The sequence below is a fragment of the Mesorhizobium sp. WSM4847 genome (assembly GCF_055811335.1).
The window spans coordinates 56,874-71,325 of record NZ_JBVVPY010000011.1 but is presented as its reverse complement, the minus strand read 5'-3'; the positions used below and the strand labels follow the sequence as shown (position 1 = coordinate 71,325).

14 protein-coding genes are annotated in these 14,452 nt (G+C 62.3%); 12 read left to right on the top strand and 2 right to left on the bottom strand.

The window, feature by feature from the left end; translation table 11 throughout:
• The first annotated feature begins 196 nt into the window (after positions 1-196).
• From AC0L28_RS17395 to AC0L28_RS17355, 9 genes are all read left to right on the top strand, one after another.
• Positions 197-520, top strand: coding sequence for an FtsB family cell division protein (locus tag AC0L28_RS17395; protein ID WP_023799238.1), 324 nt, complete (start codon positions 197-199; stop codon positions 518-520).
• A gap of 172 nt (positions 521-692) precedes the next feature.
• Positions 693-1,739, top strand: coding sequence for a pyruvate dehydrogenase (acetyl-transferring) E1 component subunit alpha (gene pdhA / locus AC0L28_RS17390; protein ID WP_023799237.1), 1,047 nt, complete (start codon positions 693-695; stop codon positions 1,737-1,739).
• Positions 1,740-1,754: 15 nt separating this feature from the next.
• Positions 1,755-3,140, top strand: a complete 1,386-nt coding sequence (locus AC0L28_RS17385) for a pyruvate dehydrogenase complex E1 component subunit beta (protein WP_023799236.1) — start codon at positions 1,755-1,757, stop codon at positions 3,138-3,140.
• A gap of 101 nt (positions 3,141-3,241) precedes the next feature.
• Positions 3,242-4,651, top strand: coding sequence for a pyruvate dehydrogenase complex dihydrolipoamide acetyltransferase (locus AC0L28_RS17380; RefSeq protein WP_287260785.1), 1,410 nt, complete (start codon positions 3,242-3,244; stop codon positions 4,649-4,651).
• A gap of 147 nt (positions 4,652-4,798) precedes the next feature.
• Complete coding sequence (locus AC0L28_RS17375) at positions 4,799-5,437, top strand: SGNH/GDSL hydrolase family protein (RefSeq protein ID WP_023799234.1); 639 nt, start codon at positions 4,799-4,801, stop codon at positions 5,435-5,437.
• Positions 5,438-5,456: 19 nt separating this feature from the next.
• Entirely contained in the window at positions 5,457-6,920 is a 1,464-nt protein-coding gene (lpdA, locus tag AC0L28_RS17370; protein WP_023799233.1) for a dihydrolipoyl dehydrogenase, read from the top strand.
• 96 nt (positions 6,921-7,016) lie between these two features.
• On the top strand, positions 7,017-7,274 hold the full coding sequence (locus AC0L28_RS17365) for a GlsB/YeaQ/YmgE family stress response membrane protein (protein WP_023799232.1): 258 nt from the start codon (positions 7,017-7,019) through the stop codon (positions 7,272-7,274).
• A 126-nt stretch (positions 7,275-7,400) separates the two neighbouring features.
• A complete protein-coding gene (gene lipA, locus AC0L28_RS17360; protein ID WP_027153994.1) occupies positions 7,401-8,366 on the top strand; it encodes a lipoyl synthase in 966 nt (321 codons plus the stop codon).
• Positions 8,367-8,378: 12 nt separating this feature from the next.
• Positions 8,379-8,837, top strand: coding sequence for a type II toxin-antitoxin system RatA family toxin (locus AC0L28_RS17355; RefSeq protein ID WP_023799229.1), 459 nt, complete (start codon positions 8,379-8,381; stop codon positions 8,835-8,837).
• Here the strand turns inward: AC0L28_RS17355 and AC0L28_RS17350 are convergent.
• Together AC0L28_RS17350 and AC0L28_RS17345 are read right to left on the bottom strand one after the other, a co-directional pair.
• Positions 8,813-9,322 (bottom strand): CinA family protein, encoded by a 510-nt coding sequence (locus tag AC0L28_RS17350; RefSeq protein ID WP_023799228.1) that lies wholly within the window; start codon positions 9,320-9,322, stop codon positions 8,813-8,815. The two genes, AC0L28_RS17355 and AC0L28_RS17350, sit on opposite strands and share 25 nt — an antisense overlap.
• Positions 9,319-10,548 (bottom strand): bifunctional 2-C-methyl-D-erythritol 4-phosphate cytidylyltransferase/2-C-methyl-D-erythritol 2,4-cyclodiphosphate synthase, encoded by a 1,230-nt coding sequence (locus AC0L28_RS17345; protein ID WP_287260789.1) that lies wholly within the window; start codon positions 10,546-10,548, stop codon positions 9,319-9,321. The genes AC0L28_RS17350 and AC0L28_RS17345 overlap by 4 nt, the downstream gene beginning before the upstream one ends.
• 218 nt (positions 10,549-10,766) lie before the next feature.
• Here AC0L28_RS17345 and dusB point away from each other — a divergent pair, with 218 nt between their 5' ends.
• The 3 genes from dusB to ntrC are packed head-to-tail and all read left to right on the top strand — an operon-like array spanning position 10,767 to position 14,391.
• On the top strand, positions 10,767-11,795 hold the full coding sequence (dusB, locus tag AC0L28_RS17340; RefSeq protein WP_287260791.1) for a tRNA dihydrouridine synthase DusB: 1,029 nt from the start codon (positions 10,767-10,769) through the stop codon (positions 11,793-11,795).
• On the top strand, positions 11,792-12,934 hold the full coding sequence (locus AC0L28_RS17335; protein ID WP_287260792.1) for a two-component system sensor histidine kinase NtrB: 1,143 nt from the start codon (positions 11,792-11,794) through the stop codon (positions 12,932-12,934). Before dusB ends, AC0L28_RS17335 begins: the two co-directional genes overlap by 4 nt.
• Positions 12,931-14,391, top strand: coding sequence for a nitrogen regulation protein NR(I) (gene ntrC, locus AC0L28_RS17330; RefSeq protein WP_023799224.1), 1,461 nt, complete (start codon positions 12,931-12,933; stop codon positions 14,389-14,391). The genes AC0L28_RS17335 and ntrC overlap by 4 nt, the downstream gene beginning before the upstream one ends.
• Positions 14,392-14,452 lie beyond the last annotated feature (61 nt).

The following is a 14,452-nucleotide window of genomic DNA, read 5'->3' as shown; positions in this document are numbered from 1 at the left end:
GCAGAAAATCCTAAAACCCAGAAAATCCGAAAACGAAAGGGCGGGGCATTCTCGCCTTTTTTGTTTCAACACCGCCAGATCCGGTCGTCCGTAACCGTCCATTAAGCACAATCGGGCGAGAAAGGGCTAGGTCGCAGAGTGGTTAGAGTGCCCTTTGCGCGTCCAGGCGCGCGCGGCGCTCTAAGGGATTTGGGTCATGTGGACACGTCAGCACAAGCAGAGAAATACCGGTCGGCTGATCATCCCCTCGCTCTGCGTGGCGTTCCTCGCCTATTTCGGCTTTCATGCCTACCACGGCGAATTCGGCATCTATTCCAAATACCGGTTGCAAGCCGAAGCCGTCGACCTGCAAGGTAAGCTCGATGCCGTCAAGGCGCGCCGGCTCGATCTGCAGCGGCGTGTTCAGCTCATGCATCAGGGCACGCTGGAGAAGGACATGCTCGACGAGCAGGCGCGCAAGGCGCTCAATGTGTCCCACGCCGACGAAATCACCATCATGTTGCCGGCTACGGCAAGATAACCGAATTCAAGTTAATCGCCGATATTTTCAACGATTTTAATCGCTTAGACGCATGTCAGCCATGCATTTTTCAGCATGGCGAAACGCTTTCCCGCGTGTTAGCCTTTGCCAAATCGGTGGGGAGAACTGATCTCCCTCAGTGTCCGCAAGAGACGCCAACAGGGAGTGATGTATGGCCACCGCCGCCAGAAAAGCGCCTGCCAAAACCAAACCCAAATCCGACGGCAAATCGGCAGGGCTTTCAGCCCCCAAACCTGTCGACTTCACCAAGGATGAGGAGCTTGACGCCTACCGGCGCATGCTGCTGATCCGCCGCTTCGAGGAAAAGGCCGGCCAGCTCTACGGCATGGGCTTCATCGGCGGCTTCTGCCACCTCTATATCGGCCAGGAAGCAGTTGTCACCGGCATGAAGATGGCGCTGATCGACGGCGACCAGATGATCACCGCCTACCGCGACCATGGTCACATGCTGGCGATGGAACTGTCGCCGCGCGGCGTCATGGCCGAATTGACCGGGCGCCGCGGCGGCCTGTCCAGGGGCAAGGGCGGCTCCATGCACATGTTCTCCAAGGAGAAGCATTTTTACGGCGGCCACGGCATTGTCGGCGCGCAGGTTTCGCTCGGCACCGGCCTCGCCTTCGCCAATCGCTATCGTGGCAACAACAATGTGACACTGACCTATTTCGGCGACGGCGCCGCCAATCAGGGCCAGGTCTATGAGAGCTTCAACATGGCCTCGCTGTGGAAGCTGCCGGTGATCTTCATCATCGAGAACAACCGCTATGCCATGGGCACCTCGGTAACGCGTTCGTCGGCCGAGACGGATTTTTCGCACCGCGGCGCCTCCTTCAAGATTCCGGGCATCCAGGTCGATGGCATGGACGTCCGTGCAGTCAAGGCAGCCGGCGATCTCGCCACCGAATGGTGCCGTGACGGCAAGGGGCCGCTGATTCTCGAAATGCAGACCTATCGCTACCGCGGCCACTCGATGTCCGATCCGGCAAAATACCGCTCCAAGGAAGAAGTGCAGAAGATGCGCTCCGAGCGCGACCCGATCGAGCAGGTCAAGGCGCGCCTGCTCGACAAGAAGTGGGCTGATGAGGACGAGCTCAAAGCGGTCGACAAGGAGGTCCGCGACATTGTCGCCGACGCCGCCGAATTTGCCCAGAACGACGCAGAGCCGGATCCGTCCGAGCTCTGGACCGATATCGTACTGTAACGAGAGGGCAAGGCCATGCCGATCGAAATTCTCATGCCCGCTCTCTCGCCGACTATGGAAGAGGGCAATGTTTCCAAATGGTTGAAGAAAGAGGGCGATAAGGTTGTCGCTGGTGATGTGATCGCCGAGATCGAAACCGATAAGGCGACGATGGAAGTCGAGGCCGTCGACGAAGGCACGCTAGCCAAGATCGTGGTTCCTGCCGGCACCGAAGGTGTCAAGGTCAACACGCTGATCGCCGTGCTCGCCGTTGATGGTGAAGACATCGACAAGGCAGGCGAAGGCATCGGTGAGGAACCTGCCAAGGCGGAAACTGCAGCGCCAGCGCCTGCTGCGGCCAAAAGCGAGGGCGCAGCACCTGTCGCCGCGGCGCCGAGAACCGAAATCGCCGCCGATCCCGACATCCCGGCCGGCACGGAGATGGTCTCGACCACGGTGCGCGAAGCGCTGCGTGACGCGATGGCCGAGGAAATGCGCCGTGACGCAGACGTCTTCGTGATGGGCGAGGAGGTCGCCGAGTACCAGGGCGCTTACAAGATCACGCAAGGGCTGCTGCAGGAATTCGGGGCGCGTCGCGTCGTCGACACACCGATCACCGAGCACGGTTTTGCCGGCGTCGGTGTTGGCGCGGCGATGGCCGGCCTGAGGCCGATCGTCGAGTTCATGACCTTCAACTTCGCCATGCAGGCGATAGATCATATCATCAACTCTGCCGCCAAGACGCTCTATATGTCCGGCGGCCAGATGGGCGCGCCCATCGTCTTCCGCGGGCCAAACGGCGCGGCCGCCCGCGTCGCCGCCCAGCACTCACAGTGCTATGCCGCCTGGTACAGCCACATTCCCGGCCTCAAAGTGGTGATGCCCTACACCGCCGCCGACGCCAAGGGATTGCTGAAGGCCGCGATCCGTGACCCGAACCCGGTCATCTTCCTCGAGAACGAAATCCTCTACGGCCAGTCCTTCGATGTGCCGAAGATCGACGATTTCGTGCTGCCGATCGGCAAGGCGCGCATCCACAAGTCGGGCAAGGATGTCACCATCGTCTCTTTCGGCATCGGCATGAGCTACACGGTGAAGGCAGAGGCCGAATTGCGTGGCATGGGCATCGATGCCGAGATCATCGACCTCAGGACCATCCGCCCTCTCGATTTCGACACCATCATCGCCTCGGTCAAGAAGACCAATCGTCTCGTGGTGGTGGAGGAAGGATTCCCGCAGAGCTCGGTCGGCGACCACATCGCCAGCCAGGTGTCGCAGCGCGCCTTCGATTTCCTCGACGCGCCGGTCATCACCATTGCCGGCAAGGACGTGCCGATGCCCTATGCGGCAAACCTCGAAAAGCTGGCGCTGCCCAATGTCGGCGAGGTCGTCGAGGCGGTCAAGGCCGTCACATATCGCTGATGAATGGGGAGGATCCGGTGGCGACTGCGAGAGAGACTCTTTCGCTATCTGTATAGCGCTGCTGACACGGTGAACGCATTTCGCTTGGGAGAAGAATACCTATGCCGATCAACATCACCATGCCGGCCCTGTCGCCCACGATGGAAGAGGGCAATCTTGCCAAGTGGCTGGTCAAGGAGGGCGACAAGGTTTCGCCGGGCGATGTGATCGCCGAGATCGAGACCGACAAGGCGACGATGGAAGTCGAAGCTGTCGATGAGGGCACGGTGGCCAAGCTGGTGGTTCCAGCCGGCACCGAAGGCGTCAAGGTCAACGCGCTGATCGCCGTGCTCGCGGCCGAAGGTGAAGATGCGGCGGCTGCCGCGAAAAGCGGCGACGGCGCTGCGCCGGCAAAGGCCGAGGCAAAACAGGATAAGGCGCCAATCTCCCCATCCGTGGGGGAGATGTCGACGAAGTCGACAGAGGGGGGCGCTGTCCCGCCAGCGGCAAGGAACGAGGCGCCCCCCTCTGGCCTGCCGGCCATCTCCCCCACAAGGGGGGAGATCAGCCAGTCGGACGGTCGCACCTTCGCCTCGCCGCTGGCCCGTCGCATCGCCCGGGAAGCCGGTGTCGATGTCTCCGCCGTGACCGGCTCCGGCCCGCATGGACGCGTGGTCAAGGCCGATGTCGACGCAGCGATTTCCAGCGGCGGCGCCAAGGCGGCACCCGCCGCGAAAGCCGCACCTGCCGGCGCTCCGGCTCCGGCGGCCGCAGCCAAGCCAATGTCGGACGACCAGGTGCTGAAACTGTTTGCCGACGGCTCTTACGAGCTTGTCCCGCATGACAACATGCGCAAGACCATTGCGCGCCGGCTGGTCGAGGCCACGACCACCATCCCGCACTTCTACCTGACGCTCGACTGCGAGCTTGATGCGCTTCTGGCCCTGCGCGCGCAGCTCAATGCGGCCGCCCCGGTGAAGAAGACCGACAAGGGTGAGGCGCCGGCCTACAAGCTGTCGGTCAACGACATGATCATCAAAGCGATGGCAATGGCGCTGATGGCGGTGCCGGATGCCAATGCGTCATGGACCGAGAGCGCCATGGTCAAGCACAAGCATGCCGACGTCGGTGTCGCCGTGTCGATCCCCGGCGGGCTGATCACGCCGATCATCCGGCGCGCCGACGAAAAGACGCTGTCGGTCATCTCCAACGAGATGAAGGATCTTGCCAGCCGCGCGCGCAGCCGCAAGCTGAAGCCGGAAGAATACCAGGGCGGCACCACGGCGGTGTCCAATCTCGGCATGTTCGGCATCAAGGACTTTGCCGCCGTCATCAACCCGCCGCATGCGACGATCCTGGCGGTCGGCGCCGGCGAGGAGCGCGCGGTGGTCAAGAACGGTGAGATCAGAACAGCGACAATCATGTCGGTGACATTGTCGACCGATCACCGCGCCGTCGACGGGGCGCTCGGCGCCGAACTCCTTGTCGCCTTCAAACGCATGATCGAAAACCCGATGGGCATGCTGGTCTAGAAAGGAAGGAGGGGGTGCGGAAAAACTCTTCACCAGCCTTTTTGCCTTCAGCCTTTCCAGCGTCGCAACGATCGTCGTGCATTGGCTGTTCGTGGGTTGGCGGGTGAGGCGCGCGCAGGCGAATTTCGACCGGAGTGGGGCAAACGCATGAAAACAGTCCTTTGCTACGGCGATTCGCTCACCTGGGGCTATGATGCGGCAAGTCTGGATCGTCACCCGCTCAACGACCGCTGGCCGAGTGTGCTGCAGGCGACGTTGGGAGGCGGTATCGAGGTCATCGCCGAAGGCTTGAACGGCCGCACAACGGCTTTCGACGACCATCTGGCCGGCGCCGACCGTAACGGCGCAAGAGTGCTGCCGACGATCCTGATGACGCATGCGCCGATCGACCTGGTCATCATTATGCTCGGCGCCAACGACATGAAGCCGTGGATTCACGGCAATCCGGTCGCCGCCAAGCAAGGCATGCAGCGCCTGATCGACATCGTGCGCGGTCACGACTACCCGTTCGATTGGCCGTCGCCGCAAATCCTGATCGTCGCGCCGCCCGCCGTCAGCCGCACGGAAAACGCCGAATTCAAAGAAATGTTCGCCGGCGGCGATGAAGCGTCGAAGCGGCTGGCGCCACAATTTTCCGTCCTTGCCGACGAGGTCGGCTGCGGCTTCTTCGATGCCGGCTCGGTGGCCGAGACCACGCCACTCGACGGCGTCCATCTCGACGCAGAGAACACGCGCAAAATCGGGCAGGCATTGGCGCCAATCGTGCGCGTCATGCTGGAACTCTAGAGAATCATGGGAGAAATCCGTGGCTGAGAACTACGACGTCATCATCATCGGCTCCGGCCCCGGCGGCTATGTCACGGCGGTGCGTTCCGCCCAACTCGGGTTCAAGACAGCGATCGTCGAGCGCGAGCATCTCGGCGGCATCTGCCTCAACTGGGGTTGCATCCCGACCAAGGCGCTGCTGCGTTCGGCCGAGATCATGCACTATTCGGATCATTTGAAGGACTACGGCTTGAAGATCGACGGCAAGGTCAGCGTCGATACCGCTGCCGTGGTCGACCGCTCGCGAAAGGTCTCGCTGCGGCTGAACGGCGGCGTCGCCTTCCTGATGAAGAAGAACAAGGTCGATGTCATCTGGGGCGAAGCCAGGCTGTCCAAAGCGGCTTCCGGCGACAGACCGGGCGAGATCGTCGTGTCGAAATCGTCGAAGAAGCCGATGGAGCCTCAGCCGCCGGCGCCCAAGGGCGTCAAGGGCGAGGGCACCTACACCGCCAAGCACATCATCCTGGCGACCGGCGCCAGGCCGCGGGCGCTGCCCGGCATCGAGCCCGACGGCAAGCTGATCTGGACCTATTTCGAAGCGATGGTGCCGAAGGAGATGCCGAAATCGCTGCTGGTGATGGGTTCGGGCGCAATCGGCATCGAATTCGCCTCATTCTACCGCACCATGGGCGCGGAGGTGACGGTGGTTGAGTTGCTGCCGGCGGTGATGCCGGTCGAGGACGCAGAGGTCTCGAAATTCGCGCAAAAGCAGTTCGAGAAGCAAGGCATGAAGATCATCCTCGATGCGAAGGTCACCAAGGTCGAAAAAGCTGCGAACTCGGTAACCGCGCATGTCGAGATGAAGGACGGCAAGGTCGAGAAGATCACCGCCGACCGGATGATCTCGGCCGTCGGCGTGCAGGGCAATATCGAGAATCTCGGCCTCGAGGCGCTCGGCGTGAAGACCGATCGCGGCTGCGTCGTCGTCGACGGCTACGGCAGCACCAATGTGCCCGGCATCTATGCTATCGGCGACGTTGCCGGCCCGCCTATGCTCGCCCACAAGGCCGAGCATGAAGGCGTGGTCTGCGTGGAGAAGATCGCCAACGTCCCCGGCGTGCACGCCACTGACAAACTGAAAATTCCGGGCTGCACCTATTGCAACCCGCAGGTTGCTTCCGTCGGGTTGACCGAAGCGAAAGCCAAGGCCGAAGGCAAGGACATCCGCGTCGGCCGCTTCCAGTTCGCCGCCAACGGCAAGGCCATCGCGCTCGGCGAGGACCAGGGTTTCGTAAAAACCATCTTCGACAGGAAGACCGGGCAGTTGCTCGGCGCGCATATGGTCGGTGCCGAAGTGACCGAGCTGATCCAGGGCTTTGTCGTGGCGATGAACCTGGAGACCACCGAGGAAGAACTGATGCACACGATCTTCCCGCACCCGACGCTGTCGGAGATGATGAAGGAAAGCGTGCTCGACGCCTATGGCCGCGCGCTCAACGCGTGATAAATTGACCGCGTGAGACTCAAAAGGTGAGAGCCAAGGAACTCAACCGTAAGGTAATTCGTTTCCGGATGCATTTATCACCAGAGGAGAGGGCATATGGACGTGAATGGCGTGGGCTGGATCGCAGCCATCATCATCGGCGGGCTGGCGGGCTGGCTTGCCGAGATGTTCATGAAAAGCAACATGGGCATCTTGATGAACATCGTTCTGGGCATCGTCGGCGCGATCGTGCTGAATGCCATCCTGCAGGCGCTCAACATCGGCGCCTTCGGCACCGGCTGGATCGCCTATCTGATCACCGGTTTCGTTGGCGCCTGCCTGCTGATCTTGGCAGGGCGCATGGTGCGTCGTTAGTTGCTGAACTCTTGCCATGCGAAAACGGCTGTGGCGGCATGCGTCGCCGCGGCCTTTTTCTTTGCAGCGAAAAGTCCTAGATGGAAAGCGAACGCCGGAAGCGATCGCGAATGAACTGGATTTCTGATGGTCACCGTCCTCGACACGATCGCCAATGCGCCGCGCCTGCGGCATCCTGAAAAGGCGCACAAGCCTGACCAGGATGTGCTGCGCAAGCCCGACTGGATCCGCGTCAAGGCGCCGATGTCGAAAGGCTATGCCGAGACGCGCGACATCGTGAAGTCGCACAGGCTGGTGACGGTGTGCGAAGAGGCCGGGTGCCCCAATATCGGTGAGTGCTGGGAGAAGAAGCACGCCACCTTCATGATCATGGGCGAGATCTGCACGCGCGCCTGCGCCTTCTGCAACGTCGCCACCGGCATTCCGACCGCGCTCGATCCCGATGAACCGGCGCGCATCGCCCACGCCGTCAAGCAAATGGGTCTAACCCATGTCGTCATCACCTCAGTCGACCGCGACGATCTCGCCGATGGCGGCGCTCAGCACTTTGCCGAGGTCATCCGCGCCATCAGGGCGGCAACGCCTTCGACGACGATCGAAATCCTGACGCCCGACTTCCTGCGCAAGGACGGCGCGCTGGAGATCGTGGTGGCGGCCAAGCCTGATGTGTTCAACCACAATCTGGAGACCGTTCCGTCGAACTATCTGACGGTCCGGCCGGGCGCCCGCTATTTCCATTCGATCAGGCTGCTGCAGCGGGTCAAGGAACTCGATCCCTCGATCTTCACCAAATCCGGCATCATGGTTGGCCTTGGCGAGGAGCGGAACGAGATCCTGCAATTGATGGACGATCTGCGTTCGGCCAATGTCGACTTCATGACAATCGGTCAGTATCTGCAGCCATCGAAAAAGCACCATCCGGTGATCCGTTTCGTCACGCCGGAGGAATTCAAGTCCTTCGAGACAATCGGCAAGACCAAGGGCTTCCTGCTGGTGGCATCGAGCCCGCTGACGCGTTCGTCGCATCACGCCGGCGACGATTTCGCCAAGCTGCGCGCGGCACGGGAAGCGTTTCTCAAGAAGTCCGCCTAACACACTGGTTTCATGCCACAATTCGAAGCCCATCGCCGCGTTGCGCATACGCCGGAACAGATGTTCGCTCTGGTCGCCGATGTCGAATCCTATCCGCAATTCCTGCCGCTTTGCGAGGCGCTGACGGTTCGCTCGCGCAAGGAACGCGACGGACGCACCCTCCTCGTCGCCGACATGAGCATTGGCTACAAGGCGATCCGCGAGACTTTCACCACGCAGGTGCTGCTAAAGCCTGACGAGAAGGCCATCGACGTCAAATATATCGACGGTCCGTTCAAATATCTGAGCAATGCCTGGCGTTTCGAGCCGGCCGACGGCGGCTGCAATGTCTGCTTCTTCATCGACTACGAATTCAAGAGTCGTATTCTGGGTGCGGTGATGGGAGCGATGTTCGATCGCGCCTTCCGCATGTTTTCCGAGGCGTTCGAGAAGCGCGCCGACGTCATCTATGGCGCAGCGCCGGCAGCCTGATCCGCAGCGAGCGCGCGCAAGCCCAGTTCAAGCGCGTGCCTGACCGTCTCCCGGCGGATGAACTTGCGGCCTTTGTCGGCAAACAACTGGCATTCGCTGACGACCGGCCGGCCGGTCAAGGCGATACCGAACCAGACCAGGCCGACGGGCTTTTCCGTCGAGCCGCCGCCCGGACCGGCAATGCCGGTGACGGCAAGGGTTAGCCCGGCGCGCGAATGGTCCAAGGCGCCGGCCGCCATCTCGACCGCCGTTTCCCGTGAGACCGCGCCGTGCGCCTCGAGCGTGGCGGCGGAAACGCCGAGCATCTCAGTCTTGGCCTCGTTGGAATAGGTGATGAAACCCCGGTCGACCACTGTCGAAGAGCCGGCGATGTCGGTCAAGGCGGCGATGATCATGCCGCCGGTGCAGCTCTCGGCCGTCGCCAGCATGATGCCGCGCTGTTGGCAGGCTTGAAGCAGGGCATCTGCGAGATCGCTGTTGCTCATTCGGGGACATCACCTGGAAACACGACGCTGGCGGTGGCGATGGCGGCTATGCCTTCCTCGCGTCCGACAAAGCCGAGCTTTTCGTTGGTTGTCGCCTTGATCGAGATGCGGTCCCGGGAAATCGCCAGCATTGCCGAAAGGATTTCGGTCATCGCTTCGCGATGCGGGCCGACGCGCGGCGCCTCGCAGATCAGCGTGATGTCGGCATTGGCGATGCGCCCGCCGCGCGCGCGTACCAGTTCTGCCGCATGCTCGACGAAGATCCGCGAGGCCACGCCTTTCCACTGCGGGTCCGATGGCGGGAAATGCGTGCCGATGTCGCCGGCGCCGCAAGTGGCGAGCAGCGCGTCGGTCAAGGCGTGCAGGCCGACATCGGCGTCCGAATGGCCGGACAGCTTCTTGTCGTGCGGGATGGAGACGCCGCACAGGACGACATGGTCGCCGGGCTCGAAGGCATGGACGTCGTAGCCATTGCCGGTGCGGATGTCCGGAAAACGCGGCCGTTCGCCGGAAAGCCGCTGATCCGCCATCGAGATATCCCTTGCCCAGGTGAGTTTGACATTTTCCGGCGAGCCCGGGACGATTTTCACTGGAATATTCGCCCATTCGGCAATCGCGGCGTCGTCGGTGAAGTCCGCCTTGCCCAGATGATGGGCCTTTTCGTGGGCAGCCAGGATCGGCCAGAACGGGAAGCCCTGCGGCGTCTGCGCGGCATGAAGCCCGTTCCTGGAAACCGTCTCGCCGATCATGCCGGCGGCCGATTCACGTTTCAGCGTATCGGCGACGGGCAGGGCAGGCAGCGCTCCCTGGCGCTCGCCGATGGCGGCGACCGTGCGGTCTATCAATTCCGCGTCGACGAACGGGCGGACGGCATCATGGACCAGAACCCGGCGCGGCGCATGGCTTCTCAGCGCAAGCAATCCGAGCCGCACGGAGTCCTGCCTGGACGCGCCACCGGTCACCGTGACCACCCGGTCGGCATTGGCGCCGGCGGCGCTGCGAAAAAGCCCGCTGTCGTCGGCATGGATGGCGACGACGACAGGACCGATTCCCGGATGCGCCAAAAACACGTCCAATGTGCGCGCGATGACGGCACGGCCGCCGATCCTTTGGTATTGCTTCGGCCCGTCGGCCTGACCGGCGCGCGCGCCGCGGCCGGCCGCGACGATAACGACGGCAACCTTGTCGTCCGCAGCCAAAGCCTGCTTTTCGCTTGCGTCTGTCATGCCGAGACGCTTAGCGCATCATCCCAGAAAGTGGAATCGCTTTTCGGAACAGATCATGTGCAGATGCAAAGTGCCAATAGCGTCCCCAACACGCACCGCACTTTGGCTAGTGCCAGCATTTTCCCAAATGCGCCTTAATGCGACGTCATTGCGCGTTGCACATTGCCGCCATTCTGGCTAGTGAATGTGCAGCTATTAAAAATGCTTGGTTTTTGTGCATGCTTGACCTGACCAAATTGGCATCTCCGCTGGATGTGGGTCGTGTGAGAATCCGCAATCGCGCTTTTCTCGCCCCCATGTCGGGCATAACAGATGAGCCGTTCCGGCAGCGTGCCTATGCGCATGGCGCCGGGTTGGTGGTGTCGGAGATGGTGGCGAGCGGCGAACTTGCCAGGGGCAGAGCCGGTTGCGGCCTGCGCATCCGCCATTCCGGGCTGCCGGTGCACATGGTCCAGCTTGCCGGCCGTGAGGCGGTGCATATGGCAGAGGGCGCCCGTATAGCCGCGGGCGAGGGCGCCGACGTCATCGACATCAACATGGGCTGCCCGGCCAAGAAGGTGACGGGCGGCTATGCCGGTTCGGCGCTGATGCGCGATCTCGATCACGCTTTGTCGCTGATCGAGGCGGTGGTCGGCGCCGTCGAGGTGCCGGTCACGGTCAAGATGCGACTCGGCTGGGACGAAAGCGCGCTCAATGCGCCGATACTGGCGCGCCGCGCCGAGCAGGCGGGGGTTCAGATGGTGACGGTACATGGCCGCACGCGCTGCCAGTTCTACCAGGGCAAGGCCGACTGGCGCGCCATCGCACGCATAAAGCAGGCTGTTTCGATCCCGGTCGTTGCCAATGGCGATGTCGGCTCGCCGGCGGAGGCAGCAATGATCCTCGACCAGTCGGGCGCCGACGCGGTGATGATCGGCCGCGCCCACTACGGCGCACCCTGGACGGCAGGCAGCATCGCGGCAGCCGCGGCAAAAGAGATGACGCCCGGTGTGCTGGAAAGCCCGCAAGCGCTGGCCGACTACGTCGTTGCTCACTACCACGACATGCTGTCGCTCTACGGCATCGAAAGCGGCGTGCGACAGGCGCGCAAGCATCTTGGCTGGTATCTCGACCGCCACGCCGCTGGCGTCGTCGATGAACAGCGAAAGGCCATCCTTACCTGCTTCGAGCCCGTCCGCGTCATTGCCGCGTTGCACGAGGTGTTTTCAAGCGCTGCCGAACCGATGAACCTGCGGAGCGCAGCATGAATGCCACCGTTGCACAAAACACGGACATGGCGGACGCCGCAAACATCGTGCTCAACACCATCCGCCGCCCGGTGATCATGCTCGATGCGGAAGGGTTCATCACCTTCGCCAACGCCGATGCCGAGGATTTCTTCCGCTCGAGCGCGACCATGCTCGCCCGCAACACATTACCCAAGCTCATTCCATTCGGCAGTCCGTTGCTGACGCTTGTCGACCAGGTGCGCGAGCGCCGGGCACCCGTCAACGAATACCGGGTCGACGTATCGTCGCCGCGCCTCGGCATCGAGAAGGTCGTCGACCTCTATGTCGCGCCGGTGTCGGAATTCCCGGGCTCCGTCGTGGTGATGTTCCAGGAACGGTCGATGGCCGACAAGATCGATCGTCAGATGACGCACCGCGGTGCGGCACGCTCGGTGACCGGCCTTGCCGCGATGCTCGCCCACGAGATCAAGAACCCGCTATCCGGCATCCGGGGTGCTGCCCAACTGCTCGAATTGTCGGCTTCCGACGAGGATCGCGCGCTGACCCGGCTGATCACCGACGAGACCGACCGCATCGTCTCGCTGGTCGATCGCATGGAGGTGTTTTCCGACGAGCGGCCCGTCGATCGCTATCCGGTCAACATCCATGTCGTGCTCGACCATGTGAAGGCGATTGCCAAGAACGGTTTTGCCAAGCGGATCAAGATATTGGAGGATTATGATCCATCATTGCCTCCGGTTTTCGCCAACCGCGACCAACTCATCCAGGTGTTCCTCAACCTGGTCAAGAATGCGGCCGAGGCCATTGGCGGCGACCCGCAAGGCGAGATCACCCTGTCGACCGCGTTCCGGCCGGGCATTCGTGTTTCCGTTCCAGGATCGCAGGGCCGCGTGTCGCTGCCGCTGGAATTTTGCGTGCGCGACAACGGTTCTGGCGTCTCCGAAGATATCCTGCCAATCCTGTTTGATCCCTTCATCACCACCAAGCCTAACGGGTCGGGACTTGGTCTGGCGCTGGTCGCGAAAATCGTCGGCGAGCATGGCGGCATCATCGAATGCGATTCGACGCCGCGCGCAACCACCTTCCGCATCCTGATGCCAGCCTGGAAAGAAACGCCGTTCGGCACAGACGACGACGGCGAAGGAGACCGCAAATGACGGTTCGCGGCAATATTCTCGTCGCCGACGACGATGCGGCCATCCGCACCGTCCTCAATCAGGCGCTTTCGCGCGTCGGCCATGAGGTGCGTGTTACATCCAACGCCTCGACGCTGTGGCGCTGGGTGGCCGCGGGCGAGGGCGATCTCGTCATCACCGATGTGGTCATGCCGGACGAAAACGCCTTCGACATGCTGCCGCGCATCAAGAAGGCGCGACCGGAACTGCCCGTCATCGTCATGAGCGCCCAGAACACGTTCATGACCGCGATTCGCGCTTCCGAAACCGGCGCCTACGAATATCTGCCGAAACCGTTCGACCTGACCGAGCTTCTCAACATCGTCAACCGGGCGCTTTCCGAGCCCCGACGGCCGAAGATCGATGCACGGGCGGACGAGCCGCCGGAAACGATGCCGCTGGTCGGCCGCTCGGCCGCCATGCAGGATATCTACCGCATGCTGGCGCGCATGATGCAGACCGACCTGACGGTAATGATTTCAGGCGAATCGGGCACCGGCAAGGAACTGGTGGCGCGCGCGCTGCACGAGTATGGCCGCCGCCGCGGCGGCCCCTTTGTCGCGATCAACATGGCTGCGATCCCGCGCGACCTGATTGAATCGGAACTGTTCGGGCACGAGAAAGGCGCCTTCACCGGCGCGCAGAACCGCTCCACCGGCCGTTTCGAGCAGGCCGAAGGCGGCACGCTCTTCCTTGACGAGATCGGCGACATGCCGATGGAGGCGCAGACCCGCCTGCTGCGTGTCCTGCAGCAGGGCGAATACACCACCGTCGGCGGCCGCACGCCGATCAAGACCGACGTGCGCATCGTCGCCGCCACCAACAAGGATCTGCGCACGCTGATCAATCAGGGGCTTTTCCGCGAGGATCTGTTCTATCGCCTGAATGTCGTGCCGCTAAGGCTGCCGGCGTTGCGCGAGCGGTCCGAGGACGTTCCGGATCTGGTCCGGCACTTCTTCAAGCTCGGCGCCAGCGAAGGCCTGCAGACCAAGCGCATTTCTACAGGCGGCATCGAGTTGATGAAGCGCTATCCGTGGCCAGGCAACGTGCGCGAGCTCGAAAATCTTGTCCGCAGACTTGCCGCGCTCTATTCGCAGGACGAGATTTCCGCCGAAGTCATCGAGGCGGAACTGAAGACCGGCGAGAGGCCGGTCGTTCCCGGCGGCGGCAATCTCATACCCGACGATCTGTCCATCGGCCAGGCGGTGGAGCATTTTCTGCAGCGTTATTTTGCGTCGTTCGCCGGCGATTTGCCGCCCGCCGGCCTCTATCAGCGCATCCTTTCCGAGGTCGAATATCCGCTGGTGCTCGCGTCGATGACGGCAACCCGCGGCAACCAGATCAAGGCTGCGGAACTCCTCGGGCTCAACCGCAACACCCTGCGCAAGAAGATTCGCGAACTCGGCGTCAACGTCTACAAATCGACCAGGCAAGCTTAGAGCGCCGTTTCTTTCATCAAATCGTGCCCGAATTTCGGGCCGGTGAGACAGAGCGAAGCCT

Excerpts from the sequence above, each read along its gene's own strand:
- AC0L28_RS17375 (WP_023799234.1), top strand. The coding sequence starts at position 4,799 with ATGAAAACAGTCCTTTGCTACGGCGATTCGCTCACCTGGGGCTATGAT.
- AC0L28_RS17365 (WP_023799232.1), top strand. The coding sequence starts at position 7,017 with ATGGACGTGAATGGCGTGGGCTGGATCGCAGCCATCATCATCGGCGGG.
- AC0L28_RS17355 (WP_023799229.1), top strand. The coding sequence starts at position 8,379 with ATGCCACAATTCGAAGCCCATCGCCGCGTTGCGCATACGCCGGAACAG.
- AC0L28_RS17345 (WP_287260789.1), bottom strand. The coding sequence starts at position 10,548 with ATGACAGACGCAAGCGAAAAGCAGGCTTTGGCTGCGGACGACAAGGTT.
- AC0L28_RS17395 (WP_023799238.1), top strand. The coding sequence starts at position 197 with ATGTGGACACGTCAGCACAAGCAGAGAAATACCGGTCGGCTGATCATC.
- ntrC (WP_023799224.1), top strand. The coding sequence starts at position 12,931 with ATGACGGTTCGCGGCAATATTCTCGTCGCCGACGACGATGCGGCCATC.
- pdhA (WP_023799237.1), top strand. The coding sequence starts at position 693 with ATGGCCACCGCCGCCAGAAAAGCGCCTGCCAAAACCAAACCCAAATCC.
- AC0L28_RS17350 (WP_023799228.1), bottom strand. The coding sequence starts at position 9,322 with ATGAGCAACAGCGATCTCGCAGATGCCCTGCTTCAAGCCTGCCAACAG.
- AC0L28_RS17335 (WP_287260792.1), top strand. The coding sequence starts at position 11,792 with ATGAATGCCACCGTTGCACAAAACACGGACATGGCGGACGCCGCAAAC.
- AC0L28_RS17385 (WP_023799236.1), top strand. The coding sequence starts at position 1,755 with ATGCCGATCGAAATTCTCATGCCCGCTCTCTCGCCGACTATGGAAGAG.
- lipA (WP_027153994.1), top strand. The coding sequence starts at position 7,401 with ATGGTCACCGTCCTCGACACGATCGCCAATGCGCCGCGCCTGCGGCAT.
- dusB (WP_287260791.1), top strand. The coding sequence starts at position 10,767 with ATGCTTGACCTGACCAAATTGGCATCTCCGCTGGATGTGGGTCGTGTG.
- AC0L28_RS17380 (WP_287260785.1), top strand. The coding sequence starts at position 3,242 with ATGCCGATCAACATCACCATGCCGGCCCTGTCGCCCACGATGGAAGAG.